Consider the following 26285-nt stretch of genomic DNA (forward strand, 5'->3'; position numbering starts at 1 on the left):
AAAGGTGCTAAACCACTTTTAAAATATATTGTAAATAATATCTGTTTTATAACAACGCTTCTTTGGTTTGCTGCAGGTAGTTTTTCTGTTGCGCATGGCCAAAGCTTACCAGGAAGTATCGATAACAGCTTCAACACGGTTGATTTGAACCTCAATGTCGGTGACGGCTTTAACGGTGTTGTTCACTCCGTTGCCGTGCAGAGCGACGGAAGAGTGGTCGTGGGGGGACAATTTACCTCCTTCAATGGCACTCCTCGCAACAGGATTGCCCGCCTCAACACAAACGGCTCCCTAGACGCCTCCTTTGACCCCGGAGCAGGTTTTAACGGTGTTGTTTACTCCGTTGCTGTGCAGAGCGACGGCAAGGTTATCGTGGGGGGGTATTTTACCTCCTTCAATGGCACTCCTCGCAGCATGGTTGCCCGCCTCAACACAAACGGCTCCCTGGACGCCTCCTTTAACAACGGAGCAGGCTTTAACAATCCTGTTCTATCCGTTGCCGTACAGAGCGACGGCAAGGTGGTAGTGGGAGGCACCTTCACTTCTCCTAGCAGTAGGATTGCCCGGTTCAACTCAGACGGCTCTTTGGACTTTACTTTCTACGCAAGCTTTGACAATCTTATTAATTCCATAGCGGTGCAAAATGACGGCAAGGTGGTCGTAGGGGGGAGCTTCACCTATTGCAACGGCACTCCTCGCAGTAGGATTGCCCGCCTCAACACAAACGGCTCTCTGGACTTCACTTTCAACGCAAGCTTTGACAATCCTGTTTACTCCGTAGCCATTCAACCAGACAACAAGGTCATCGTAGGGGGGGTGTTCACCTACTGCAACGGCACTTTTCGCAACAAGATTGCCCGCCTTAACACAAACGGCTCTTTGGATGGCACCTTCATCCCTGGAGCAGGCTTTAATAGTGCTGTTCACTCCGTTGCCGTGCAGAGCGACGGAAGGGTGGTCGTGGGGGGACAATTTACCTCCTTCAGCGGCACTTCTCCCAACAGGATTGCCCGCCTCAACACAAACGGCTCTTTGGATGGCACCTTCATCCCTGGAGCAGGCTTTAACGATGTCGTTTACTCCATAGCCGTGCAGAGCGGCGGCAAGGTTATCGTGGGCGGCACCTTCACTTCCAGTGGCGGAACTGCCCTTGGCATGATTGCCCGCCTCGACACCAACGGCTCTCTGGACTTTGCCTTCAACCCCAGAGCAGGCTTCAACTATTCTGTTAGTACAGTAGCCGTACAGAGCGACGGCAAGATTATCGTGGGGGGGGGGTTTACCTCCTTCAATGGCACTTCTCGCAATAAGATAGCCCGCCTCAACGCCGACGGCTCCCTGGACACCTCCTTCGACCCTGGGGCGGGTTTCAACCAAGAAGTTCGTGCCGTAGCCATTCAACCGGACGGCAAGGTGGTCGTGGGGGGGTGGTTTACCTCCTTCAACGGCACTCCTCGCAATAGGATAGCCCGCCTCAACGCCGACGGCTCCCTGGACGCCTCCTTTGATACCGGAACAGGCTTTAATAATCTTGTTCTTTCCGCAGCCGTGCAGAGTGATGGCAAAGTGGTAGTGGGGGGGGACTTTACTGTCTTCAACGGCGCGCCCCGCAACAGGATTGCCCGCCTTAACGCCGACGGCTCCCTGGATACCTCCTTTGACCCCGGTACAGGTTTTAATTTTTATATTTGGTCCGTAACCGTGCAAAGCGACGGCAAGGTGGTTGTGGGGGGACAGTTTACCTCCTTCAACGGCGCGCCTCGCAACGGGATTGCCCGCCTCAGCGCAGACGGTTCACTGGATACCGCCTTTGATACCGGAACAGGCTTTAATAATCTTGTTCTTTCCGCAGCCGTGCAGAGTGATGGCAAAGTGGTAGTGGGGGGATTCTTTAGCTCCTTTAACGACATGCCCCGCAACAGGATTGCCCGCCTTAACGCAGACGGCTCACTGGACACCTCCTTCAACCCCGGTACAGGCTTCGATAACCAAGTTTATTCCGTAGTCGTGCAGAGCGACGGCAAAGTGGTAGTGGGGGGACAGTTTACCTCCTTCAACGGCGCGCCTCGCAGCAGGATTGCCCGCCTCAGCGCAGACGGCTCACTGGATACCGCCTTCAACCCCGGTACAGGCTTTTATGACGTTGTATACTCCGTAGCTGTGCAGAGCGACGGCAAAGTGGTAGTGGGGGGGAATTTCACCTCCTTCAATGGAACAGTGAGAAATAGAATAGCGCGATTACATGGGGGAGGACTTTGCCCATCAGCACCTGCGGCGAATGCTCAGAAATTCTGCAGTGCAGACAATAAAACAGTAGCTGATTTGGTAGCCACTGGTACCAATCTCAAATGGTATAGTGCCCAGACTGGTGGGGCCATGCTATCCAGCACAGATGCCCTATCAACAAAAACATATTATGTGAGCCAGACTAGCGCAGCTGGTTGTGAAAGTGAAAGAACAGCTGTTAATGTAACAGTAAACACATCCCCTACGGCGGTTTTAACAGGAGGAGGAACCATTTGTCCGGGAGCTTCAGCTGCTATAAGCATTACTCTCACAGGAACTGGTCCCTGGAGTGTTACTTATCTCGATAATACGACACAAGTAACTGTTTCTACTGCTAATTCTCCTTTAGTTATACCGGTTTCACCTGGCGATAAAACGAACTATAGTTTAATGAGCGTATCTGATGCAACCTGTACAGGTACAGTCAGTGGAGAAGCCACAGTCGCCGTGGAAGACACTACCCCACCGATTGCCTTAGCCCAGAATGTAACGCTAAACCTAAGTGAAGGCAGCGCTTTAACACCGGCTGCTGTCAACAACGGCTCTTCCGACAACTGCACCGCTGCTGATGCGCTGGTGCTGTCACTAAGCAAGTCAACCTTCACCTGCGCTGATGCCGGAGAGAACACGGTTACACTTACCGTGACTGATGCAGCAGGCCTATCGCACACAGCCAATGCTACAGTAACCGTAGTCAATGATGCGGCACCTGTGGTCGCCTTCACCGCCACGCCTGTGTGTATAGGTACAGCTAACAGTTTTACTAATACCTCCACGGGTTTGCTAGCAGACGCAACGTATGCCTGGGATATTGACAACAACGGCACTACCGATTACAGTACCAAAGACATCAGCCATACCTATACGGTTGCTGGTATACATGCTGCCAAACTAACGATTACACAAGGCGACTGCAGTTACAGTATCATGCAGCAGGTGGAAGTAAAAGCCCAGCCTAGCGCGCCAACAGCTGCCAGCAACGGAAATGTTGTCTATGGCAGCACACTGCAGTTACAGGCGTCAAGCATCGAAGGAGCGACATACACCTGGACAGGCCCGAATAACTTCTCCTCTACAGCACAAAATCCTGAAATCAGCGACGTGACGATGGCAGCTGCGGGTACTTATTCCGTGACCGCTACCGTGAATGGCTGCACCAGTCCGGTTGGTTCTGTAGATGTTAGCATTAATAAAGCTGCAGCTACACTCGCTTTGGTGTCGGAGGAACTGAGCCAGACCTACAGCGGCAGCGCCCGAACGGTGAATTATACCATCAGCCCTACTGGCCTAAGTGGGGTGACTGTGACGTATACCGGCACCAACGGTACCACCTACGCAAGTTCCACTACACCACCCGTTAATGCAGGTAGCTACACTGTGGAAGCCACCCTAAGCAATGACAATTACCAGGCGAGCCCTGTAACCGGAACACTGGTGATAGATAAAGCCATAGCGACTGTTAGTTTTGGAAACCTGTCCCATACCTATGACGGAACGGGCAAAGCGGCAACTGCTACGACGAGCCCAGAGGGCCTTGCCGGAGTGAATTTAAGCTACAGGCAGGGCGCTACTCCGGTTGTCTCGCCAACAGGGGCAGGTAGCTACACCGTGGAAGCCACGCTCACCAATGCCAACTACCAACTGGCGTCAAGCCCAGGCACAGCTACCCTGGAGATTGATAAAGCCATCGCAACCATCACACTGGAAAGCCTGAGACACACGTATGACGGTAATACCAAAGATGCAACCTATGTTACAAATCCTGCCGTGCTCACAGGTGTCAGTATGGCCTATTCCCAGGGCGGCACCGCGGCTGCGTCTCCAACCAATGCGGGTAGTTATGTTATTACAGCCACACTTGTAAATGATAACTATCAATTGGCAAATCCTGTCATTGGTACGTTGGTGATTGACAAAGCCAACGCGTCCATTAATCTGGGTAACCTAAGCCATACCTACGATGGCACCGGTAAGGCGGCAACAGCCACAACCGGCCCGGAAGGACTGAGCGGAATAAGCCTCTCTTATAAACAGGGAGCTACACCCGTAGCAGAACCAATTGACGCAGGCTCTTACACTGTCCTAGCTACCTTGGCTAACCCTAACTACCAGTTAGCTTCAGGCAGTGACCTTTCCACTGCCACGCTGGTGATAGGCAAAGCCATCGCAACCATCACATTAGAGAACCTAATCCATACCTATGACGGGAGTGTGAAATCGGCCACAGCGACAACATCTCCAGCCAATCTGACGGGTATTAGCATCAGCAACAACGGCAAGACCAACGCCGACACGTATGAAGTGGAAGCGACGCTGGATAATGAAAACTATCAGGCTGCCGCTGTAAAGGGTAATCTGGTCATAGGCAAAGCCAATGCTTCTTTTGTTGTTAGCAACACCACGCATACCTATGATGGCACCGCTAAAACCGTTTCTGTTGCTACAGTGCCTGAAGGTTTGACTGGGGTTATAGTCACAAACGGTGAGCAAGTTGATGCCGATACCTATCAAGTCAGCATTACGATTGATAACCAAAACTACCAGGGGGCAACCAGCGCAAATCTAACAATCAATCCTCGTGCTATAACGGCAACTGCTGATGCAGGCCAGACAAAGGTATATGGCACCGATGAGCCAGTGCTGACCTACAAAGTCACTACTGGTAGTCTAGTCAGTGCTGCTCACCTAACCGGTGCTTTAGAGAGGGCTCCCGGTGAGAACGTAAGTATGTACGCGATTAGCAAGGGGTCATTGACGGCTAACGCTAACTACGTTCTCACATATGAAGGAGCTGATTTCGAAATCAAAAAACGCAGTGTGGTCGTAACGGCTGATGCGTTGGGCAAGGTATACGGCGCCTCTAATCCGGAGCTTACCTATCATATAGCATCGGGCTCGCTTGTTGAAGGTGATGATTTCACGGGTAAGCTAGAAAGAGCCGTCGGTGAAGATGTTGACACCTATTCTGTTTCGCTAGGAACACTCAGTCTGGGTGGGAATTATAGCCTGAGCCTTACGGAAGGTTCGCTGTTCACCATCACACCAAAGGCTATTACGGTAGCGCCTATAGCCGGCCAAAACAAGGTATACGGCAGCAGTGACCCTGTTCTCAGCTTTACCAACACTGCTTTGGTGGGCACTGATGCCTTCACAGGCGCCTTGTCCAGAATCAACGGAGAAGATGCTGGACCTTACACCATCACAAGAGGCACGCTGGGCCTGAGCAGCAACTACACCCTCGTGGTGGACGAGACTGTTACGTTCCAAATCACACCGAAAGCGCTGGTAGCGTCTATTGCAACGGAGGACAAGGTATACGATGGCACTACCACCGCCACAGCCACCGGCACCGTTCCTGCAGCTGATGTAGTCGATGGGGATGATGTAACGGTGACTGTGAGTAGTGCAGCCTTCGATACGAAGAACGCAGGCACAGACAAAACGGTGAACGCTACTGTTTCGATTAGCAACCCTAACTACATCCTAGGCAACTCAACGGCTTCCACGACAGCTTCCATCACTGCCAAAGAGATTACGGGAGCATTTGAAGCGGCAAACAAGGTATACGACGGCACAGCCGCAGCAATCGTAACCGGCCGGAGCCTGCAGGGGGTAATCGGCCAGGACGATGTGCAGCTGTCTGGCGGAAAGGCCACGTTCAGCGACAAAAATGCAACTGATGGAAAAACAGTGATGCTGGCAGAGGCAGAGTTGATAGGACAGGATAAGGATAACTACAAGCTGACTGAAGTAGCAAGTGCCGCAGCTGATATCACGCCGAAGCCGGCTTCCGTAACGCCAGTGGCTAACAGTAAGGTGTACGGTACCGTAGACCCTGCTTTGGCTGGTTCAACCAGTGGTTTTGTCACAGCCGATGGTATTACAGCTAGCATTGTACGAACACCGGGAGAGTCAGTAAATACATACACAATCAGTGCGACGCTGCAACCGCAGGAAGAGCTCTCCAATTATGCAATCACTTATAACACCGCTGGGTTTGAGATAACGAAGGCGAGGATTTCTGTCATTGCAGACAATAGTGGCAGAGTGTACGGCGACGAGAACCCTGCATTTACAGGTACAGTCATCGGTGTAGTGGCTGGTGATGAAATCACCGCTTCGTATGCTACAGCTGCCACCAAGGCTAGCGCAACAGGCACCTATCCAATTGAGTCCACACTTACCGGTGACGCACTGGGCAATTATGAGGTATCTGCTACCGACGGAACGCTGACTGTGACTGCAAGGCCAATCACCATCTCGGCCGATGCGCAGAGCAAGACCTACGGCGAGACGGACCCAGACATGACTTACGCCATCACTGCTGGCTCGCTTGTAGGCGATGACGGGTTCACGGGCTCCCTGAGCAGAGTAGCCGGAGAGAACGTAGGTTCTTATGCCATCGAGCAGGGTACAGTTGCCCTGAGCGACAACTACGCATTATCTTACACTGGCGCTGAACTGGACATCACACAGAAACAGCTCACAGCTTCAATAGCTGCTAACAACAAGCTGTATGATGGTAACGTCGATGCTGATGCGACTGGCAGCGTTCCAGCGGCTGATGTAGTTGGCACTGACGTCGTACATGTGGCAGTTAATAGTGCCAGATTTGATGATAAGCATGTTGGCGGTGATAAAGAGGTTACAGCTACAGTAACGATTGATCACCCTAACTATAAGTTGACTTCATTAACTGCCACAACAACAGCAAGCGTTTCACAACGACCAATTACAGTGATTGCCAATGCAGATAGCAGAGTGTACAATGGCACTAATTCATCTTCTGCAGCTCCTGTTGTTCCTGCTCTTCAGTCAGGCGATGAAGTGGCAACTGCTCCCACTCAGTCTTTTGAATCTAAGATTGTTGCCAGCGGTAAGACGCTGACGGCTTTCGGCCTGGTAATCAACGACGGCAATAACGGTGGCAACTATAGTGTATCTTACCAGACCAATACAGCTGGTGTGATTACCGCTAAAGCTGCTTCGGTTACACCTCTCGCTAATACCAAAGCGTTTGGAGAAAATGACCCACCATTGACAGGTTCTTTAGTTGGTTTCATCGCTAGCGATGGTGTATCTGCAAACTATAGCCGCACACCAGGTGAAGGAGTAGGTTCTTATGTTGTCTCTGCCACACTTAACCCGGAAGTTGAGCTTAGCAACTATCATATTACTTACAATACAGCCACCTTCACCGTCACTGCTGCAAATACCAGCATTGCTATGGCTGCTATCTCACCTGTTCAGTACTCCGATAATGTTACGCTCGCTGCTAACGTTACCTCTGCTACGGCTCAGAGCGAGGTAAATGCAACTGCTGGTACTGTTAAGTTCTACCTAGGCTCTGTAGCGGCAGCTAACCTGCTGGCAACGGCAACTGCAGTAAACGGACAGGCAAGCTCAACAGTTAAGATTGACCTGAAACCGGCTCAGTACAACGTAATAGCAACTTACACGCCTAGTTCTTCTAACCTGGGCAGCTCAACAAGTAGTGTTCAGAGCATGACGGTTAAGGTAGAAGATGCTGAAGTTGTTTACTCCGGCTTAGAGTATTTTGCTACGGCCAACTCTACATCGTTGGTTGCCAATGTAGAGTACTTGGCTACTGTCACGGACAGGAACGACGGAGTTGATGCCAGAGGCATTATTACCAACGCGAAAGCTAGGTTTGCTCCACAGCTTGGCAGTGTCAGTATCCTGCCTGTTGATTTACTGAATCAGTCCAACACAACTGTTGGTGTTGCCAGAACAGGTGTTCAGACTGTGACGATAAACAGTTCCGAGTTGAGTGCCGGTGGTAAATCCTATGAAGTACTGGCTTATGCTGTAGGTGATTACTACACGGGCAAAGTGGAGGATGCCACAGTAATTACCGTAGCAGTCCCAGGGAAGGATTTCGTGAATGGTGGTGGCCACCTAGTAGTAAGCAATTCTGCAGGTACTTACGCTGCCTATGCAAACTCAAAGGTTAACTTCGGATTCACGATGAAGTGGAACAAGTCTGGCAAAAACATACAGGGCCAGGCAAACATCATCTTCAGAAGAAAGGTCAATGGTGCAGTCAGAACTTATCAAATCAAGAGTAATGCCATCAACACACTCGGAACAGCCAATGTAACAGGAGGTCGCAGAGCGGACTTCAACACAAAAGCTAACTTGACCGATGTGACAGATTCGAATAACCCAATCAGTATGGGTGGTGCGCTTGACTTATCGGTTCAAGCATTCGAGTCCACTGTTACTGGTGTGAAAGACCAAATCAGCATCACGCTCAGAACGTCAAAAGGTGAACTGATGCTATCGACCAATTGGCTGGGAGGTAGGTCTGAAATGATGACACTGAATGGTGGCAACATCCGGATACTGAGCACTTACGGTACTTCAGCCGCTGCGAACTTACCAGCTGAAGAGGAGCCAATTGCTACCACACCTGGTAAAGGAAAGAAACTCGAAACCGCTGGTGAACTGAATGGCTTGTCTGCTGCTCGCTTCGACAACTATCCGAATGCTTTTGCTGACAGAACGACAATTCGCTTCGCCTTCGACAAAGAAGAGCAGTTTGCGCTGGAGGTATACGATGTGAGGGGTGCACTTATCAAGAAAGTGGCAACTGGAAAGGCTGAGGCCGGGCAGGTATACGAGTATGAATTGGACGCCCGTAACCTGGCAGAAGGCGTATACATCGCCCGTCTGATAACAGCTTCGAAAGCCCAAAGTCTGAAGATGGTGCTCAAAAAGTGATGGCTGTCTCTTTTAGGGTAATCGAAATAGACTTAAAGAGTTTATAGAAAACCCAAAAGATTGAATTTAGCAGAGGCATTCCTGATATCAGGAATGCCTCTGCTCATTTCTGCAGGAATACAAAGCCTTGTCTTACTCGTCTCTGCGGTTCAGCGCGGCTAGATATTCTAACCTATTGGGACGGAAGCTGCAGTTTGCGAAGATGCAACAACCTCCAGCGATCCGGCAGAAGAGCTTAAATAAGACCACTGAGGAAATATTCTGGCGCCAAACCAGACGTAGTAAGGTGTGGCCAGTTGTAGAGAAAAAGGAGACAGCTGTCATTTTGGCCACTGATAGAAGTTGCCTTCCGGCATGTGTACTAAGAGTGAGAAGTCCCTGATACAGCCGGCACCTGTTATAGCTGCCAAGGGATGTGGAAGAGCTGAAGTTTAAGGAGGCCATGCTTACTAAATCCCACGGTTCGATGGTTTCTTGGAGTTAGATTAAATTAGCATATAATTAAATGCAATCGATAACTGGTAAAGCATCTGAACGCCTAATAATTTATATGTTCCGTAACTGCCATTTAACGTTCATGACTCAGCTCAAACCTTGAATTATAGCCTTGTATTAAGCTGTGATTAGTTCTTTAAATCGTTACTTAAGAGTTAGATAAACAATAATTTGAGCATAATTGGCGGTCTTAAAGCACCTCATGTGTATTGTTTGAGGAAAATTCCGTATTGAAAATGATTTTAGGCTATCCCCCCGGTATCCGGGTATCCCCCTCCCCCCCTTGATACCCCCTCCATACTTTGGGGACTACAATTATAAAATTTCTGCATTTTCTGCGTTTACAACTGTAAGCCTATAATTTATTATAATAAAAAATAGGTCTAGTAGGAGGTGCACTGAGCCTCGCCCAAAGCCGATTACCCAATCTGCTCAGGTAGAACCACCTATATACTCACCTGTGATTTTACTATCATGCTTAGCCACAACGACTGATGCTGTGATAGGGTTGTAGAGCAATGCAAGAGCAGGTTTCTATTGGTTTTCAAATCTCTTCACTTCATCTAGGGTGATTTCAAATGTATGATTTGGAGTTTTAACATTTACAGAGCCAAGTCCAACCTTTATTAACAAATCTATCAACTCTTTATTACCTGACAACAAATCTGCTTCTTTGAAATAAAGTGAAAGAAAAGCTTTAGCAAAGTATTCCTCGTCAGCTTCCCAAACATTCATCTGAAATCGAGTATATAATTTAGAATTATTTAAAGTCCAATAGGGTCTGTCAATTTCACTTGGAAGATGCTCATCAAGAAGGTTAGTAAGCAAATTCAAGGAGTTGACTACTTCCAAGTGATAGTCTGCTTTAGATTTGTAGATGTAACTGCTTGGTATGTCGTAGTTATAGTAACTATCATATACAACCTTTGAATCGCGGGGCTTCCAGCCAGGTTGCCCTGTATAAGGGTTTATATTGCCGATAGTTGAGAAATTGTCATTAACGGTTTCGTTTGACTTCGTTTTATAATGCCCACTGACATATGTGCCATTACTTTTTGTATACCCATCCACCCATACATGTTCAGGGTTCACCTGAGCAAATAGGACATTACTAAGTGTTAGAAATATGATGGTAAATAATATGTTCTTCATTGTTGTGAGTCTGAATTATTGTCGTTGAAGGAGAAGTTGAAAGGGGACACATTTAGCAAATCAATTGTTGTTGTTTAGTTCATCTACTGCGTCATTCAAATCTTCTAATGCATAGCTCAAATATCTGAGACCATCCTCAATGGAGCTTTTAGCTCTTCGTAAATTGTAATCAGCATCTTCTTTATTATCTGCATGTTCCACCCGTCTCAGATAAGTATATGCTTCATCAAATTTACCTTTTGCCGAGTAAAAATTTCCTTCAGCATTATCCGCTTCGTCCTCAGTATTGTCAAAACCGATGTCACTGGCTTCATCTTCAGCATCAGATGCGTCTGACTCTGCATAGCCAGTTTGGGTTTTGGCGTAGTCTATCTCATTCTTAGCTCTCCTGGCATATAACTGAACATCTTCAACGGAGCTTTGTAGGTGGCTCTTCTTGATGTAGCCTAAAGATGCCTCCGTATATTCAAGCGATTTTTTACCGTAATTAAAGGAACTGGACAGCTCGTCATACACATCGCTTTTTTGACCAAATGCAAAGTCTGGAGACAGCAGGAACAGCGTCATGATTATTACCAATAGTAGTCTTGTTTTACTCATTCTTACTTTTGAATAAGGGATTTGAAATAGCTTCGAAGTAGAACTACGAAATTAGTATATTTTAATAAATAAATATTATTATAAATTTCATCCTGTGTTATAGCAGCATGAGATTTCTTTGCAAGTCCAATGAGGATATGACTGGAAGAGGAGCTCGTAAGATTTTCTTATTTTTCTAAGAATGTTACCCAATGACCTTTACTTTCCGTTGCAGGGAATATAGACCAATCATTGAGGTGAGATGTGCGGAAGGTATACGATAGTACCCAAATCTAGTAAAGGCAAATCCAAGGCGGCCAAGCTGGTAGAGAAGTATTTGAAGGAGGACCACTACAACGCCGCCCCTAGCCAGGCGCTGCCCGTGGTGACCAACGACCAGCCGGACAAACTGCAGTTTTTCTCCTGGGGCCTGCAGCCCTTCTGGGCCAAGGACGCCAAGGCCGTGAAGCGTGCCATCAACGCCCGTGCGGAGACGCTCGCGGAGAAGGCCTCCTTCCGCAGCCTGCTGAGGTCGAAGCGCTGCCTGGTGCCAGCGGACGGGTTCTTCGAGTGGCAGGTGACGGAGCAGGGGAAGGTGCCCTACCGCATCCTGCTCAAGAGTGAGGAGCTGTTCACCTTCGCGGGGCTCTACGATGAGTGGGTGGACAAAGGCACAGGCGAGGTGCTGCACTCCTTCACCATCATCACGACGGAAGCCAATGAGGTGGTGAAGCCCATCCATGACCGCATGCCGGTGATGCTGTCACCGGAGGCGGAGGAGCTGTGGCTGGATGAGCACGAGCCGCAGCTGTTGTCGCTGCTGGTGCCCTACAGACCGAGTGAAATGAAAGCGTATCCTGTCTCGCCGCTGGTGAACTCGCCGCTGAACAACGTACCCGAGGTGCTGAACTCTCTATAGGGAATATAGCCTCTGGTGAAGTACAGGAAATTCAGATGTCTAGTGAAGTGTCACGAGTCGGATTCCTGAAAGACAATTCCATTTTTTACATGAAGGTACCACATGTCATCCAGTTTGTACTTGCCGTCAGGCGCAGGACGATTGTTAAGCAGTGCCATGTATTGAGAACCTTTTTGAATAATTTCCATTTCGCCTTCCATGATATCAAAGGTATCGGGGTATAGATTCAAACTTGGAGAGGGCACCCGTTCTGCAGCCGTTGCTGGCAGAGCATAATATTGTTTGTTGATAAAGTCTATTATCCTTTCAGGAGAAGAGAACTCGACAGCGTATTTAGTCTCATTGACCAAGAAAACGTACTCATCCCTGCCGTCAATTTTCAAGACAAGGATACTCTCGTTGAAGAACCCTTGCTTAAATAAGTGAATACCATCTTTGCGTTCTATCAGCACAGTCTTGTGCCCAAGGTACTCCCACCTGGCCTTCTCAACCTGCCCATTCTGAGAGATGAGGAGCGTGTTGTTTTCGCGAAAGATGTAAACCTGTTTGGTATCACTGTTGCCATCCACTACCACCCAGTGCTGTTTGGTAAGCAGCGTCAGGTCGTCCAGCTGCTGGGAATACCGCTGCATCTTGGGTATCAAATTCGAGATAAAGGTCTTCATAAAAAAGTACGTGAAACAGTGAAAGTCTTACTCTAATAATACTCCTTGATATAAGCGTAGCCCCGCTCGAACAGCTGCTGGTCCTTGTGCAGCTTGTACCTGAGCAACGTCTTCCTTAAAGCCTGCTGTACTTCGCGCTCACCGGAGGCGGTGGTTTGCCAACCGTTGAACCGGACCACTTTCACAATCTGGTCAATGTCGTTCACCAACCGCTCTACCACGGCAGGGGTATGGTCTGTCTTCAGTTCTAGAAACAGTTCGGTGAGAGCGGCTGTGGCAGACTTCTGCACTACCACCGACTCCACATCCTTCTCTGCCTGTAGTGTTTCCTGAGCCAGCTTGCAGAGCTCCTTGATGAAGTCGATACTGGAGATGAGGCCGCGCTCCGCCTTGTTTCTGATGTCCTCCAGCCGGTCGCTCAGCTTGACGAAATTCGGGTTGGTAGCATGCTTGCTCCAGCGCCTGATAAGCTCCTTCTCCAGCTGCTTCACCTTCTTGGAGTTGGGGTTCTTGAACAAATCATCGATTATGTCGGCATCCAGGATGAACTCCTGCAAGTCATCGATGCCGCCTACGTGTATGTTCTCGTGAATCAGTTTGGTGGTCTGGGCACCGAGGCGGAACCAGAGCAGCTTACCAATAGGGTCGCCGGTTGGTTTTACTGACTCGTATACCTGCGAGAGCCACTTGTAATCCTTTTGGTAAGGGTTAAGCACCTCATCCGGTGACAGGGACTCCCAGAGCTTGGTCAGGTACTTGTAATCCACGGCAAAGGCATCCTTTTGCTCGACCGTCCTGATGGCGTCCTGCGCTGCCTCCAGCCCCTCGAAGCCATCCATGGTGCGGTCCACACCCTCGAAATGTCTCAGGCAGTCAGCCATGGCTGCCGGCAGTCGCTCACGCAGCTCGTTCATGTTGGTGACCACCTTCTTCACGCTCTCCTCGTCAAACTGCAGGGCCTCTGCGGCATCGTCGAATATGCCGAAGTAGTCCACGATGCGGCCAAAGTTCTTGTTCGGGTATAGACGGTTGGTGCGGCAGATGGCCTGCAGCAGGGTGTGGTCCTTCAGGGACTTGTCCAAGTACATGGTCTGTAGGATGGGGGCATCAAAGCCGGTAAGCAGCTTGGCCGTCACGATGATGAACTTGAGCGGGGAGTTTGGGTCGTTGAACTCATCCACTATTTTCTCCTGCTGCGACTTGTCGGCAGCCCACTTCTGCTTGAAGTTATAGTCATCGTTGGCGCTGGTGGAGATGACCACCTTGCTGGCTTCCGTCACAAAATGCTTGTCCAGCTCTTCCTTGTACTGCACGCAGGCGAAGCGGTCCGGCGTTACAATCATGGCCTTGAAACCGTGGGGCAGCACCTTCTCCTTGTAGTGCTGCACGATGTCCTCCACAATGGTCTGCACCCGCTCAGGGGACTTCAGGAAGGCCGACATCTTAGCCGCCTTTTTGGTCAGCGCATCGGCTTCTTCGTCGCTCAGGGCGGCTTCGTCTTTCAACTCTTTGAAGAGCTTGTCAATCGTCTCCTTGTCTACGTGCACATCCACCAGGCGCGGCTCGAAGTGCAGGGGCAGCGTGGCTCTGTCGCGTATGGAGTCCTGGAAGGTATAGCGTGACATGTAGCCTTTGTCATCCTCCTCCGAACCGAAAGCCCAGAAGGTGTTTTTGTCGGCCTTATTGACGGGTGTACCAGTCAGGCCAAACAGGAAGGCATTTGGCAGGGCGGCACGCATCTGGCGGCCTAGGTCGCCTTCCTGGGTGCGGTGCGCCTCATCCACCAGCACGATGATGTTGTCGCGTGTGTTCATGTTCGGCTTGGCGTCCCGGAACTTGTGAATCATGGAAATAATGATTTTGCGGGTGTCTTTCGCCAGCAAATCATGCAGCTCGCTAATGTTCTCTGTGGTCTGCACGTTGGCCACATCGGCGGCGTTGAAGGTGCCGGAGATTTGCGTGTCCAGGTCGGTGCGGTCCACCAGTATGATAACGGTCGGGCTTTTTAACTCCGGCAGGCGGCGCAGCTTCTGTGCGGCAAACACCATCAACAGCGATTTACCAGAACCCTGGAAGTGCCAGATAAGGCCTTTCTTCAGGCGACCTTCCTTTACCCGCTCTACTATCTTGTTGGCACCCTCGTACTGCTGATAGCGGCAGATGACCTTTATTCGGCGCTTCTTCTTATCGGTGGAGTAGAGGGCGAAGTTCCGCAGGATATCGAGCAGGCGCATGGGGTGCAGCAGGTCGGTTAGCTCTTTGCCTACTTTGCTCAGACCAAGTTTCTTTACCAGCTCATCCTCGTCTGCCTCCAGACGCCAAGGCGACCAGAACTCCAGCGGACAGCGCACCGAGCCATAGTACAAGTCTTTGCCTTCGCTAGCGAAGGACAGGATATTGGGCACGAAAAGCTGCGGCACAGCATTCTCGTAGATGTTGTGAATCTCGTGGGCACCATCGAGCCAGGACACAGCCGGCCGGATAGGCGTTTTGGCCTCACCCACCACCACAGGAATTCCATTGATGAGCAGCACGATGTCTGGTATCTTGGTTTCGTGGTGGTGAATGCGGTATTGGTTGGTGATGACAAAGCTGTTGCTTTGCGGCTTGTCAAAGTCTATGAGCCGAACCGGTACGTGGCGGTTATTCTCGCCAAAGGGCATGGTCTTTTCGCCCGTGAGCCACTTAGCGAATTCCTCGTTGGCCTTTACCAGACCAATTTGGTTCACCGCGAGCAGAATAGTTCTTAGCTTGTAAATCACCTCATCGGCACGCTCGGAGTTCTGGGCAATCTCGGGGTTAATGCGAATAAGCGCCTCGCGCAGTTCGCTCTCCACCAGCACCTCGTTTACCCCACGCGCTATGGCCGAAGCTGGCTTGTAAGCCCACTGAAAACCATAAGGCACCTGCTCATCCGCCCAATTGCGGTGATTGAGGTTTATCCCGCTAAGTTGCTGAACAATGTAATGTTCAACGCTATTCAGTTCGTTAAAGCTCATAGGCTTTGGGTTAGAAGATTTGGTTGATAAGGGACTTTTGTAGATTTAAAGTATTGAAATTATATGCTACAATATCATTTTGAGTCTGTTCTACTTTCTTTAATTGCTGTACAATCTCATTTTGCTTTACTATTGGCACTACTGGAATTGGAACACTCTTAATAGTTTCAGTATTGATGTTGTAGTTGCCAGCTGATGAAGTAGCATTTCTTTTGAAGTACTTCCTTATTGCTACTGATTGGAGGTATTTCAAAATGAATTCAGGATTATAGAGTTCTGTGTTAACCGAAATCTTTATCAGATATGAAGCGAAGGCATGTCCATTATCTACATCATAAAGTGCACTTCTGCCTGTATATTCAGGATTCCCGTTAGTCCTTACAATAACTATATCGCCAAAATTTAACCTACAGCTTTGATACTCTTTTTCATCTAATGACACGTGGCTTATTGAGTCCAAGGAAAGTTTCCCATTGATTACATGAGGGATTCCTATTACCTCATAACCTATACCTTGAGTATTTCCCTTTTTTGATGTGCCATATCTTATATCAGTTAGCACCGACCCTAACTTTGTGAATTTTATACTAGAGCTAACATTCTCTTTTAACAAAGAATTGAAAACTAATGGAGCATTTCCATCCATGTGTAAGTATAAAAGCTCACGGTAAGAAATGTAGTAGTGGTTACAAATGTTATAGGTTTCAATACCCTTACTCACAGCTTCATCCCCAGCCCAAAGCAGTTCAGCTATTTGCTCTTGCTGGTCAACAGGTGGAAGAAGAAGTTCGTAATCCGCGAAGTCAGCAAATTTTGCTCTTGGAGAAAGAGAGCCAGCTGAGTTCTTAACAGCAAGGTCAAAGAACTTGTCGTTCTGTATCAGAAAGGGTAAAAGCACTGGCAGTAATCCTTTCTTAGCCTCCAGCACTGTAATATCACCTGAGCAGATACCATCAAAAGTAGCCAAGGCTGCCTTTTTCAGATAAGCGCGTCTGCGGCCAAAAAGCACCTGCCCCTTCTGGAACACTTTAGTAAAAGTGGTTCCGTCAGTAAGCGTGCCCCAAGTCCTGATGTGCAGACTTTCAGGCTCCAGGTGCTCCAGTCCAACAATACGCTCAATACCTTCGGCTACTGGGTCTTTCACCGTTTCACGTACTTCTCTTACTACATCCCCGAGCTTTACTTTAGTCCAGGATGATTTATCTATCTCAAATGTTGTTTGTATTTCTTCAGCCAGCATCATCCCAGTATCTCAAATAGTTCGTTCATAGATTGCTTTAGCTCCTTAGAGCTTTGCTCCCAGTTTTTCAGCGCCTGCTCTAAGGCTATACCTTTGTTAGCGGCATCTTTCTCAGGCTCCACATACAGGTTGATAGCCAGCTTCCCGTTGTTAGCCATTATTTCCGCTACATCAACTACACGAGCTAATCCAGGTATATCTTCATTGCCTTTGTAGGCATTGTAAATGGTTTGTATGTGTCGTTCTTCCAGGAAAGCAATATTCTTATCCTGTCTCACCTCCTTCACCGCATTAATGAACAACACTTTGCCTTTCTGCTCTTCTGTCTTGTTGTTCTTCGTCACCAGCAGGCAAGCCTCCATCGGGGAGTTATAGAACAGGTTTGGCCCCAAGCCAATCACGCACTCCACTACATCACTCTCAATCATGGCTCGGCGCATGGCAGCTTCAGAGTCGCGGAAAAGTATGCCGTGTGGCCAAAGCGAAATGGAGCGCCCGTTTTGGAGGTCCAGGCTTTTCTGTATGTGCTGCTGAAAGGCATAGTCGGCACAACCCTGTGGCGGTGTACCCCAGATGTTACGGCCATACGGGTCGCTCTCAAAGGCTTTGCGGTCCCAGGCTTTAATGGAGTAGGGCGGGTTAGCCAGTATCACGTTAAACTTCTTCAGCTCGTCATTTTCCAAGAGGCCTGGCTCGCTCAGGGTATCGCCGCGTACAATCTGGAACTCCTCAATGCCGTGCATAAACATGTTCATGCGGGCAATGGCCGAGGTAATCAGGTTAATCTCCTGACCATACAGCTTCAGTGAGCGGTATTCCTGTCCGTTCGCCTTCAGTTGTAGCGCACAGTTCAGCAGCAAGCCGCCTGAGCCGCAGGTAGGGTCATACACGCTCTCACCGGGCTGCGGGTCCATCATCAGCGTCATCAGGCGCACCACCGTTCGGTTGGTATAGAACTCCGCTGCCGTGTGACCGCTGTCGTCGGCAAACTGCTTGATGAGGTATTCGTAGCCATTGCCCAACTGGTCGTCGGGCACGTTCTGCATGTTCAGCTTATGCTGCGAGTAATGTTCTATCAGGTTGGTCAGCGTCTCGTCGCTCAGGCGGTCTTTGTTCGTCCAGCTGGCGTCGCCGAATATTCCGAACAGGGTTTCCGGGTTTGCCTTCTCAATGGCTCGCATCGCCTCCTGCAGGGCCATACCTACGTTCACCGTTATCTCCCGCACATCGTTCCAGTGCGCACCCTGTGGTATCTGGAAGCGGTGGTTCTCTTCAAAGGCGGCATACTCTAAATCGCCATCGCTCTCTTCCAGCGCCAGTGCATACTCTTCGTCGTAAACATCCGAAATGCGCTTAAAGAAAAGCAGCGGGAAAATGTACTGCTTGTAATCGCCAGCGTCTATATGTCCTCTCAGGTAGGTGGCGGCACCCCAGAGGTATTTTTCTAATTGTTGTTGGGTCATCTTTAAATAATCTTGCCTGCTATAAACAGGGCTCCTTTTTGGGTTAAGCGATACCGCTGCTCTGGGTCGTTGGGATTATCAGGGTTTGTCTTCTCGACCAGCCCTTCCTGTTGCATCGGGTTCAGATAGTTTTCTCTGAAACTTGCACGGTTGCTATACCCTATCCAGTGCATCAGTTCCTCCAGTTTAGCTGGAGTCGCGGTCAGTATACCTATGGCAAGTAGATATCTCACTCTCTTTCCTAATACCTTGGTACCATCTTGCTGCCAACTTGGTACCATCTGTATGTCTTTAGCGTCTGTTTGTTGCTTTAGAGGCCATTTAAGTGCTACCAGCTTGGTACCAAAGGTATACCAGCTTGGTACCAACTTTAGTAGTAAATCTTCCCAGCTATTTCCCTTCCACTGTGGGTTTAACTGTACATGGTATAGTCCTTCCGCTACGTGGGCCACTGCTTCGGCAGATAATTGGAGCCAGCTTACCAGTTCTTCGGTATATGGTTGCAAGGTCACCACAGCTAAAGGAATCTCGGTGCGGAACACATTATTCTCATAGAATAGCGGGGTAGCCCCCGGTACATAAATACTTAGGTATTTATGAGTATTGCGTACTCCGGAGCCTATTTCATCGGTCCAGCCAAAGGCGGTGAAGAACTTGCGTATATTCGGGTTTTTAGGATACGGGCTGAAGTTAAAAGGCTCCAGAGGACCATGGAACAGAGGACGGTTAGGATTTGTTGTGAGCACCCGGTCCTGGTATACCAGAACTTCTGACGAGCGGGCATCGGTATACTCCCGGTGTACCACCAAGTTGCCAATCACCTCTCTAAAGATGAGCTCTCTCAGGTCCTTTCGCTGTCCGTCTTCTGTAAAGAACTGTTCGTTCAGGTGCTTCTTGATGAAGTCCATTAGCTCTAGGTAAGTATCAATTAAGTTGATACGTAAGGTAATCCGGTCATCATAGCGGTCCGCATTTACTCTGCGCACCATTGCCTCCACCTTGTAGGCCGGTAACAGGTTTTGAATAGTGGTGTTCTTACCAAAGATGAGCGCTGCAGCCAATGTAAGTCCCTCTTCTCCTGTTGTATAATCTTTCCTATACAGGGATGACTCTTTTAGTATCTGCTCATCAGAGGCACTTACCCAAGGGTGTAAAGAACTAAAGCCTCGTATCAAAGAACGGGCTTTATCAAACAGTTTAGGCTCCAGGTCCTCGTAAGTTAAGTACTTGTATATTTTAGCCTCTGAGAATAGCTGACGCTTCTGAAGGTAAATTTCTCCTACCTTATGCTGGTTATCTGTTACATCCAGGTCAGCATCAGCATCCCGCCAGTATACCCGCTTCTTATAAGTATGTACTTGTGAGCTGGCAGGCACCTGAAGCACAATCACATTCCCATCTGGATGGGCAATTTCGGCTGGGCTTAGTAGTAGGGTAGGGTTTATACATTCCAGCGAACTTAAGCTGGTGATGATATCAGACTTATACCCATTGAGCAATGAAGCATCGATACCTAGCACTTTGCCTGTATCATCAGCACCCAGCACGATTGTTCCTCCCTCAGTATTCGAGAAGCTTGCAACTGTTTCGTATAGCGTTGTGGGAACCCCTTTCTGAGCCTCTTTGAATTCAATGCGAGTTCCTTCTCCTGCTTTCAGCTTCTTATCTAACTCTATTATAGTCATAACTAATTGCTTTGCCGCAATGGGAAGTTAGCAAACCTTAATACCAAAATTGCTCAGTTTCGCTTTGAACTTCTCTTCTGCCTTCAGGCACTCCTTCCAAGCTTGCTTCAGGTCATCCAACGCTTCCTCTACCGTAGGCAAATTATCTTCTGCCGTCTTCTCGATGTAAAGCGGAATATTCAGGTTATACCCGTTTCCGGCAATCTCCTCCAGCGTGGCCACCTTTGCATGGTTCTGCACATCTTGAAAGTCGTTGTACCACGCAAAGATTTGGTTCACATGCGCTGGCTCCAGATAATTCTGCGCACGTCCTACGCGCATCTGCTCCGAGGCATCAATAAAGAGCACCTGCTTTTGCTTGCCTTCCTCTTTCTGGCTTCTGAACACCATGATACAGGCCGCAAGACCGGTACCGTAAAAAATGTTTGGCGCCAGGCCAATCACCGCCTCCAGCAGGTCCAGCTGCAGCAGGGCCTCGCGTATCTTACCTTCCGCCCCTTTGCGGAACAGGGCACCGTGCGGCAGCACCACCGCCATACGCCCCGTGTTAGGCCGCATGGATTTTATCATGTGCTGCACCCAGGCCATGTCCCCATTGCCTTCCGGCGGCACGCCCGCTATGTTGCGGCCGTAGGGGTCATTGACCCAGTTCTCGGCTCCCCATCCTTTCAGCGAAAAGGGCGGGTTGGCTATCACGCAGTCAAAGGCCTTCAGTCGGTCTCCTTCAAAGAAAGCAGGATTGCGCAGGGTGTCGCCCCGTGAAATCTGAAAGTCCTCGATGCCGTGCAGGAACATGTTCATGCGGGCGATGGAGGAGGAGGTCAGGTTCTTCTCCTGCCCATACAGCTTGAGCGTTCTGTAGTCCTCGCCGTTTTCCTTCAGGTGGTTGATGGATTCCAGCAGCATGCCGCCCGTGCCACAGGCCGGGTCGTAGATGCTCTCCCCCTCATGCGCGTCGATGATGAGCCCCATCAGGTGCACCACCGAACGCGGGGTATAGAACTCACCGGCCTTCTTGTTAGTGAGGTCAGCAAAGTGCTTGATGAGGTATTCGTATGCCTGCCCCAGCATATCGGGGTCCACATTGGAGTTAGCCAGATTGTACTGGGAGAAGTGCTCCACCAGGTTGAGGAGCAGGTGGTCCGAGAGCACGTTCTTGTTGCTCCACTGCGCATCCCCGAAGATACCATACAGGTACTCCTGGTTCGCCTGCTCAATGCCCCGGAAGGCCTTCTCCAAAGCCAGGCCTACGTTTACAGTCGTTTCCCTTACATCCTGCCAGTGGCATCCAGTAGGTATGCCGAAGCGGTGGAACTCCGGCAGGGAAGCGTATTCTTCATCTCCCTCAGACTCTGCCAAAGCCAACTGGTACTCTTCGTCATACACGTCCGAGATGCGCTTGAAGAACAGCATCGGGAAGATGTAGGCCTTGAAATCCGAAGCGCCTATGGGCCCTTTCAGTATCCAAGCAGCTTTGGCCAGGTACTGCTCCAGCTGGGACAGGGTGATTTTATCTTTTTGTAATTGTAAATCTAACTGCACTATTTCCTTCTTAAGGTATGGGTGACCAATTGATTTCTGTTTCGCCATTTGGCGGGTACTGATGGTAGCCCTGCCACATGTAGGCTATCTGTTGAAACTTGTAATAAACTTATTGAAATTTAGGATTAAAATATATATTTAAACCTATAAAGTTACAACATTTAACAGGCCGCTCCACCTTCAAGTATGCACAAAGGCCAAGTTGCCTGATAATGAGCGAAATAAATCTCAGTTGGAGTGAAGGCTGTTCCTTCATCAAGTTAATCGGCTGATTTACCATAGCCTAACGCCCATATAGCCATGCAAACACAATTCGAATTCGTCAGACAGGTAGCAACTCGGTATAGAACCTATGCGGAGCAGCCGGAGGAACTATACAAGGCCATCAATGCCCTCGCGGAGGAAGATGTTCAGGAAATCTTCGATGAGTATGGCGGGGCTGGCAGCAAGTTCCAACCGGTGAACCTGCTGCGAGCGGAGGCCGCCCGGCAGTTGCTAAACGGGGTCGTGTTGTCAGAGCAGGTGGTGGATGAGATAAAGGAGAGAATCCGGCAAAAGGATGCGGCCTACTTCAGGTATTATCCCAGAGAGGTGTTGCAGGGACTGGAAACCAACGCGCAGGTCAAGCGCGACATTTTTGCCAACTGGCAGCGGCCATGAGGAATCGCAAGGCTTTGAAGTAAGGGCGTTCGATTTGCACATCAACAAACGACCCGTTCTGTCCGGACTGAGCAACACTGGATACCTCTACCCGGAACGGGCGGTTTCCTCTAGAATCAACCTCAGCGTAAAGCAGGAAAAAGGCATCATCATAGACTTTCAAGCTGTGAAGGGGGAGGCAATACTGAATGGGCTATCTGCCAAGTCTGAGGCTGCATCAGTGGTTGAGATATTGTGAGCGATTAGATATGAAGTGGAATTGCCAATATGGTAGAAAACTCTACTTCAACCGGAGACAAAATCATATAGATAGTTTTTGACTAGAAAGGGGTTTCAACCTAGCTCTCAATAAAGGATGATGTGGCCAGTATGAACAATAACAAGTTGATACAAGCCATGCGACCGGTTTCTAGGAATCCTATGAAGAACGTAGTAGCAATGATTTAGGTAGATTTAGTTTAGGGCTAAAAATGACTTCCTTCTCCCAATGTAAGAAACTTTCTATTTCCGCGGCTAACAATTCAAATTTATATGATATATTTCATAAAATTATTAAAATATATAATTATTAATATGTTTATTTGTCCTTTGCGAGTTTAATACGGTTTGCTAGTAACTTGCTTATGCAATTATGAAGATAATCAATCAATCTCAGGGATGAATCCCTCGGTATGTATAACTAAAACCTGAAAATCATTAGCATCGATGTCAAAAACTGATAATTGTATCAACAGTACCATCATGAAGCTAATAAAACGCATAATGCTGCTGATAGTGGTCTACCCTTGCCTTATAAGTCCACTTTTAGCCCAAGCGCCGGTTACGAAGGTTTGGGATAAGACTTTTGGTGGATTTCATTACGATGAATTGAAATCTATGGCTACTGCTATTGATGGAGGTTACCTTTTGGGTGGAAGTTCTAAATCGGAAGCTAGCGGTGATAAGACAGAGGGTACTAGAGGTGGTTATGACTTTTGGGTGATAAAGCTTAACTCTGATGGTAGTAAAGCATGGGATAAAACAATTGGTGGTGGTGGTGATGATATGTTGAAAGCGATGATTACATTACCAGATGGAGGTTATCTTCTAGGTGGTTGGTCCGAATCCGGCATCGGGGGAGATAAAACAGAATCTAGTAAAGGAGGTCATGATTTTTGGGTGGTAAAGATAAATTCCGATGGGAGCAAGGCTTGGGACAGGACTATTGGAGGGAGCGCATGGGATGAAATGAACTCGCTTACCAGTACTTCTGATGGAGGTTACCTCTTAGGTGGTTGGTCTGCATCTGATATCGGGGAAGACAAAACTGAGATTAATAGGGGTTACCGTGACTTTTGGATTGTGAAAATTGATGCCGAAGGCACTAAGGTTTGGGACAAGACTTTTGGTGGAGGTGGTATTGATGAGTTACATGGACTTACGAATACTTTCGACGGTGGATATGTATTGGGCGGATGGTCTGCATCTGGGGCTGACTATGATAAGACGGAAGACCGCAGGGGCTACCGTGACTATTGGGTGGTGAAAGTTGATATTGATGGTACTAAAGTATGGGATAGAGCGTATGGGGGAAGCGGTGTCGATGAGTTATATGCTCTTACAACTTCGGCTGACGGAGGCTATTTGTTGGGAGGGTGGTCTTATTCGGATGATACTGGTGACAAGTCTGAACCTCGTAAAGGATATACTGACTTTTGGATGGTGAAGCTCAATGCGGATGGAAGCAAAGTTTGGGATAAAGCTATTGGAGGCAGTGGTTATGATGATTTGTCTTCCCTTATCTCAACAGAAGACGGTGGCTTTCTAGTTGGGGGAAGGTCTAATGGAGGAAATGGTGACAAATCAGAATATACGATAGGATATGCTGACTATTGGGCTGTAAAGCTTGATGCCGTTGGTAATATGGAATGGGAACAGACTTTCAAAGCGAGTGGAGATGAAGATATATTAACCTCACTCACCTCTGTGGGTGGGGGAAATTATTTGATAGGTGGATATTCCACTTCAGGAATTGGGTATGACAAATCTGAAGCCTCGAAGGGTAGTAGGGATTATTGGGTGCTGAAAATATCTACTAAAGAAATTGTGAGTTTACCGGTCACTTGGCTTTCATTTGAGGGTAGGGCTATAGCGGAAGGAAATGAGCTAAATTGGGCAACTGCAACTGAAATCGAAACAAAGTCATTCTTGATAGAACGCTCCATTGATGGGAGAACCTTTTCAGAAATTGGGCAAGTTCCTGCTGCCGGAAACAGCACAATAAAGCGTAACTACAAGTTTTTGGACCAGCATTTTCACATAGATGCTTCTTTACTATACTATAGAATAAGACAACTTGATTTGGATGGTAAATATGAATTTAGCAAAGTAATAGCCTTGGCTAAGAAAGCTAAGTGGCCCATGACTAAGCTAAGAATTTCTCCCAATCCGTTCGTGCGTAACCTTACTATTTACTTAGATTCACGGATGGTTGGTAAGAATGGTGAAGTTATACTTTCAGCACTTGATGGACGTGAGGTATATCGACTTAATTTTAGTCCACTGCTCAAAGAAGCAAATACTATTATGTTGGAAGATTTGCCGGAACTGACCCCTGGAGTCTACTTGCTTCGGGTTTTGTTAGATGGCAATCTTAATGTAGTGAAGCTCTTAAGACATTAAAGGGTTTTATGACAACTTCTGTTTTCAAGCCGTTTTGGAGCAGGTCTTCAAAATAAACATGCTTTGCTTGAAACATAACAAAATGGAAAGAAGCAACGATGTGAAAATCAGAAATGCAACAACTTTTAGATAAGATTATATGCAAATCGTATGCAAATAAAAAAGCCACTTAGCAGTTTTACCTGTAAGTGGCTGATTTCCAAGTGGTCGCGAAGGGAGTCGAACCCCTAACCTTCTGATTCGTAGTCAGATGCTCTATCCAGTTGAGCTACGTGACCATTCCGTTATTGTGAGTGCAAAGTAAAGGCCTTTTTTCTTTCAATGCAAGCCCTCAGGCAATTTTTTCTCAATTTTTAGCGGTGGCTTTGCGCAGGGCTTTCTTCAGCGCCTGGTCAAAAACGAAGTACAGCCCGCCTATCGAAATGATAATCAGGGCTATCATGAGCAACTGGCTGCCCTTGCCGCTGTCGGGGTCCTGCAGCAATTTGATTACGTCACTGGCCTGCGTGCCAATCCAAAAGAAGAAGAGCGTACGCGGCAGCATACCTACGATGCTCGCCAGGAAGAACCGTGTCCTGTCTACCTGCAGCAGGGAGAGCACGAAATTCATCAGCGCGAAGGGCAGCACAGGCGAGATGCGCGTCAAAAAGATGAGGCTCCAGCTCTGGTCACGCAGCTCCTGCATCAGGTACATGGTCTTGTCGAAGCGGTTCAGGAAACTCATCATTTTGCCGTGGTCTATGAGCCGAGCCAAGGTATAGCCAATGAGGGAGGCGATGCCATAGGAGATGACTACCCCCGGAAAGCCCTCCCAGCCCAGGTAGAAGCCACTCACCAATGCCACAAAGGTGGTGGGCGTGAGCGCCAGCGACATGGTGATGGAGATAACCACGAAGTATAGCAGCATCTGGGCCCAACTCAGGTCTTGGAGTAGGTCCTGGTACTGATACAGGAAAATAGCGGCCGTGGAGCTCACCACCAGCGGCACCGCCACCAACAGCAGCATCGAGACAAACGAAGTGGCGTTCTCTCGTATAAAGGTCCGCAGCATGGGCAGGTTGAGCATGGGCGCGTGTTTGGTTCAGTCAAGGGTATACCTATCGTGAGGCATACGGGTTGGTAAGGGTATACGATACGGAAAGCAGGCCAACTGGGGTGAAAGCTACTTCTTTATCCGGCCTTCGGAAGGGTAAAT

At 48.7% G+C, this 26285-nt stretch carries 14 protein-coding genes, 1 tRNA gene and 1 pseudogene; 6 read left to right on the forward strand and 10 right to left on the reverse strand.

Annotated features, from left to right (window positions below):
• Positions 1-144: 144 nt before the first annotated feature.
• On the forward strand, positions 145-9030 hold the full coding sequence (locus B051_RS20890) for an MBG domain-containing protein (protein WP_169336194.1): 8886 nt from the start codon (positions 145-147) through the stop codon (positions 9028-9030).
• Between the two features lie 1029 nt (positions 9031-10059).
• On the opposite strand, the gene B051_RS20895 is transcribed toward B051_RS20890, so the two are convergent.
• Together B051_RS20895 and B051_RS0104650 are read right to left on the reverse strand one after the other, a co-directional pair.
• On the reverse strand, positions 10060-10677 hold the full coding sequence (locus B051_RS20895; protein WP_018477014.1) for a hypothetical protein: 618 nt from the start codon (positions 10675-10677) through the stop codon (positions 10060-10062).
• A 60-nt stretch (positions 10678-10737) separates the two neighbouring features.
• Complete coding sequence (locus B051_RS0104650; protein WP_018477015.1) at positions 10738-11244, reverse strand: hypothetical protein; 507 nt, start codon at positions 11242-11244, stop codon at positions 10738-10740.
• A gap of 274 nt (positions 11245-11518) precedes the next feature.
• Between B051_RS0104650 and B051_RS0104655 the strand changes: the two genes are divergently transcribed.
• Complete coding sequence (locus B051_RS0104655; RefSeq protein ID WP_018477016.1) at positions 11519-12175, forward strand: SOS response-associated peptidase; 657 nt, start codon at positions 11519-11521, stop codon at positions 12173-12175.
• Between the two features lie 50 nt (positions 12176-12225).
• Here B051_RS0104655 and B051_RS0104660 read toward each other — a convergent pair whose 3' ends face one another.
• Genes B051_RS0104660 through B051_RS0104685 form a run of 6 tightly spaced genes read right to left on the reverse strand, consistent with a single transcriptional unit; the run spans position 12226 to position 21817 of the window.
• On the reverse strand, positions 12226-12840 hold the full coding sequence (locus B051_RS0104660) for a hypothetical protein (RefSeq protein WP_018477017.1): 615 nt from the start codon (positions 12838-12840) through the stop codon (positions 12226-12228).
• Positions 12841-12872: 32 nt separating this feature from the next.
• Positions 12873-15839, reverse strand: coding sequence for a type I restriction endonuclease subunit R (locus B051_RS0104665; RefSeq protein ID WP_018477018.1), 2967 nt, complete (start codon positions 15837-15839; stop codon positions 12873-12875).
• Between the two features lie 10 nt (positions 15840-15849).
• On the reverse strand, positions 15850-17082 hold the full coding sequence (locus B051_RS21925; protein ID WP_018477019.1) for a restriction endonuclease subunit S: 1233 nt from the start codon (positions 17080-17082) through the stop codon (positions 15850-15852).
• The gene (locus B051_RS0104675; protein ID WP_018477020.1) at positions 17079-18542 is read right to left on the reverse strand and encodes a type I restriction-modification system subunit M; all 1464 of its coding nucleotides are present in this window, start codon (positions 18540-18542) and stop codon (positions 17079-17081) included. The genes B051_RS21925 and B051_RS0104675 overlap by 4 nt, the downstream gene beginning before the upstream one ends.
• Before the next feature lie 2 nt (positions 18543-18544).
• Positions 18545-20227 (reverse strand): AlbA family DNA-binding domain-containing protein, encoded by a 1683-nt coding sequence (locus tag B051_RS20905; protein ID WP_018477021.1) that lies wholly within the window; start codon positions 20225-20227, stop codon positions 18545-18547.
• Positions 20228-20254: 27 nt separating this feature from the next.
• Positions 20255-21817, reverse strand: a complete 1563-nt coding sequence (locus B051_RS0104685) for a type I restriction-modification system subunit M (protein ID WP_018477022.1) — start codon at positions 21815-21817, stop codon at positions 20255-20257.
• A gap of 252 nt (positions 21818-22069) precedes the next feature.
• Between B051_RS0104685 and B051_RS0104690 the strand changes: the two genes are divergently transcribed.
• The 4 genes and pseudogenes from B051_RS0104690 (at position 22070) to B051_RS0104700 (ending at position 25090) form a co-directional block, all read left to right on the forward strand.
• Positions 22070-22429, forward strand: a complete 360-nt coding sequence (locus tag B051_RS0104690; RefSeq protein WP_018477023.1) for a hypothetical protein — start codon at positions 22070-22072, stop codon at positions 22427-22429.
• Complete coding sequence (locus B051_RS0104695) at positions 22407-22667, forward strand: hypothetical protein (protein ID WP_018477024.1); 261 nt, start codon at positions 22407-22409, stop codon at positions 22665-22667. The genes B051_RS0104690 and B051_RS0104695 overlap by 23 nt, the downstream gene beginning before the upstream one ends.
• Before the next feature lie 190 nt (positions 22668-22857).
• Positions 22858-23001, forward strand: a pseudogene (locus B051_RS23035) (hypothetical protein); the annotation flags it as partial.
• A 133-nt stretch (positions 23002-23134) separates the two neighbouring features.
• Positions 23135-25090, forward strand: a complete 1956-nt coding sequence (locus B051_RS0104700; protein ID WP_018477025.1) for a T9SS type A sorting domain-containing protein — start codon at positions 23135-23137, stop codon at positions 25088-25090.
• A gap of 204 nt (positions 25091-25294) precedes the next feature.
• Here B051_RS0104700 and B051_RS0104705 read toward each other — a convergent pair.
• Both B051_RS0104705 and B051_RS0104710 read right to left on the reverse strand, forming a co-directional pair.
• Positions 25295-25368, reverse strand: a tRNA-Arg gene (locus tag B051_RS0104705).
• A gap of 68 nt (positions 25369-25436) precedes the next feature.
• Positions 25437-26156, reverse strand: coding sequence for a TVP38/TMEM64 family protein (locus B051_RS0104710; protein ID WP_018477026.1), 720 nt, complete (start codon positions 26154-26156; stop codon positions 25437-25439).
• Positions 26157-26285: the final 129 nt, after the last annotated feature.

It is taken from the genome of Pontibacter roseus DSM 17521 (assembly GCF_000373265.1).
Classification (GTDB): Bacteria; Bacteroidota; Bacteroidia; order Cytophagales; family Hymenobacteraceae; genus Pontibacter; species Pontibacter roseus.

Bases quoted from the DNA above. Each gene is read 5' to 3' on its own strand.
- B051_RS0104655 (WP_018477016.1), top strand. From the start codon at position 11,519: ATGTGCGGAAGGTATACGATAGTACCCAAATCTAGTAAAGGCAAATCC.
- B051_RS0104690 (WP_018477023.1), top strand. From the start codon at position 22,070: ATGCAAACACAATTCGAATTCGTCAGACAGGTAGCAACTCGGTATAGA.
- B051_RS21925 (WP_018477019.1), bottom strand. From the start codon at position 17,082: ATGATGCTGGCTGAAGAAATACAAACAACATTTGAGATAGATAAATCA.
- B051_RS0104650 (WP_018477015.1), bottom strand. From the start codon at position 11,244: ATGACGCTGTTCCTGCTGTCTCCAGACTTTGCATTTGGTCAAAAAAGC.
- B051_RS0104660 (WP_018477017.1), bottom strand. From the start codon at position 12,840: ATGAAGACCTTTATCTCGAATTTGATACCCAAGATGCAGCGGTATTCC.
- B051_RS0104665 (WP_018477018.1), bottom strand. From the start codon at position 15,839: ATGAGCTTTAACGAACTGAATAGCGTTGAACATTACATTGTTCAGCAA.
- B051_RS20905 (WP_018477021.1), bottom strand. From the start codon at position 20,227: ATGACTATAATAGAGTTAGATAAGAAGCTGAAAGCAGGAGAAGGAACT.
- B051_RS0104685 (WP_018477022.1), bottom strand. From the start codon at position 21,817: ATGGCGAAACAGAAATCAATTGGTCACCCATACCTTAAGAAGGAAATA.
- B051_RS0104700 (WP_018477025.1), top strand. From the start codon at position 23,135: ATGTCAAAAACTGATAATTGTATCAACAGTACCATCATGAAGCTAATA.
- B051_RS20895 (WP_018477014.1), bottom strand. From the start codon at position 10,677: ATGAAGAACATATTATTTACCATCATATTTCTAACACTTAGTAATGTC.
- B051_RS0104710 (WP_018477026.1), bottom strand. From the start codon at position 26,156: ATGCTCAACCTGCCCATGCTGCGGACCTTTATACGAGAGAACGCCACT.
- B051_RS0104675 (WP_018477020.1), bottom strand. From the start codon at position 18,542: ATGACCCAACAACAATTAGAAAAATACCTCTGGGGTGCCGCCACCTAC.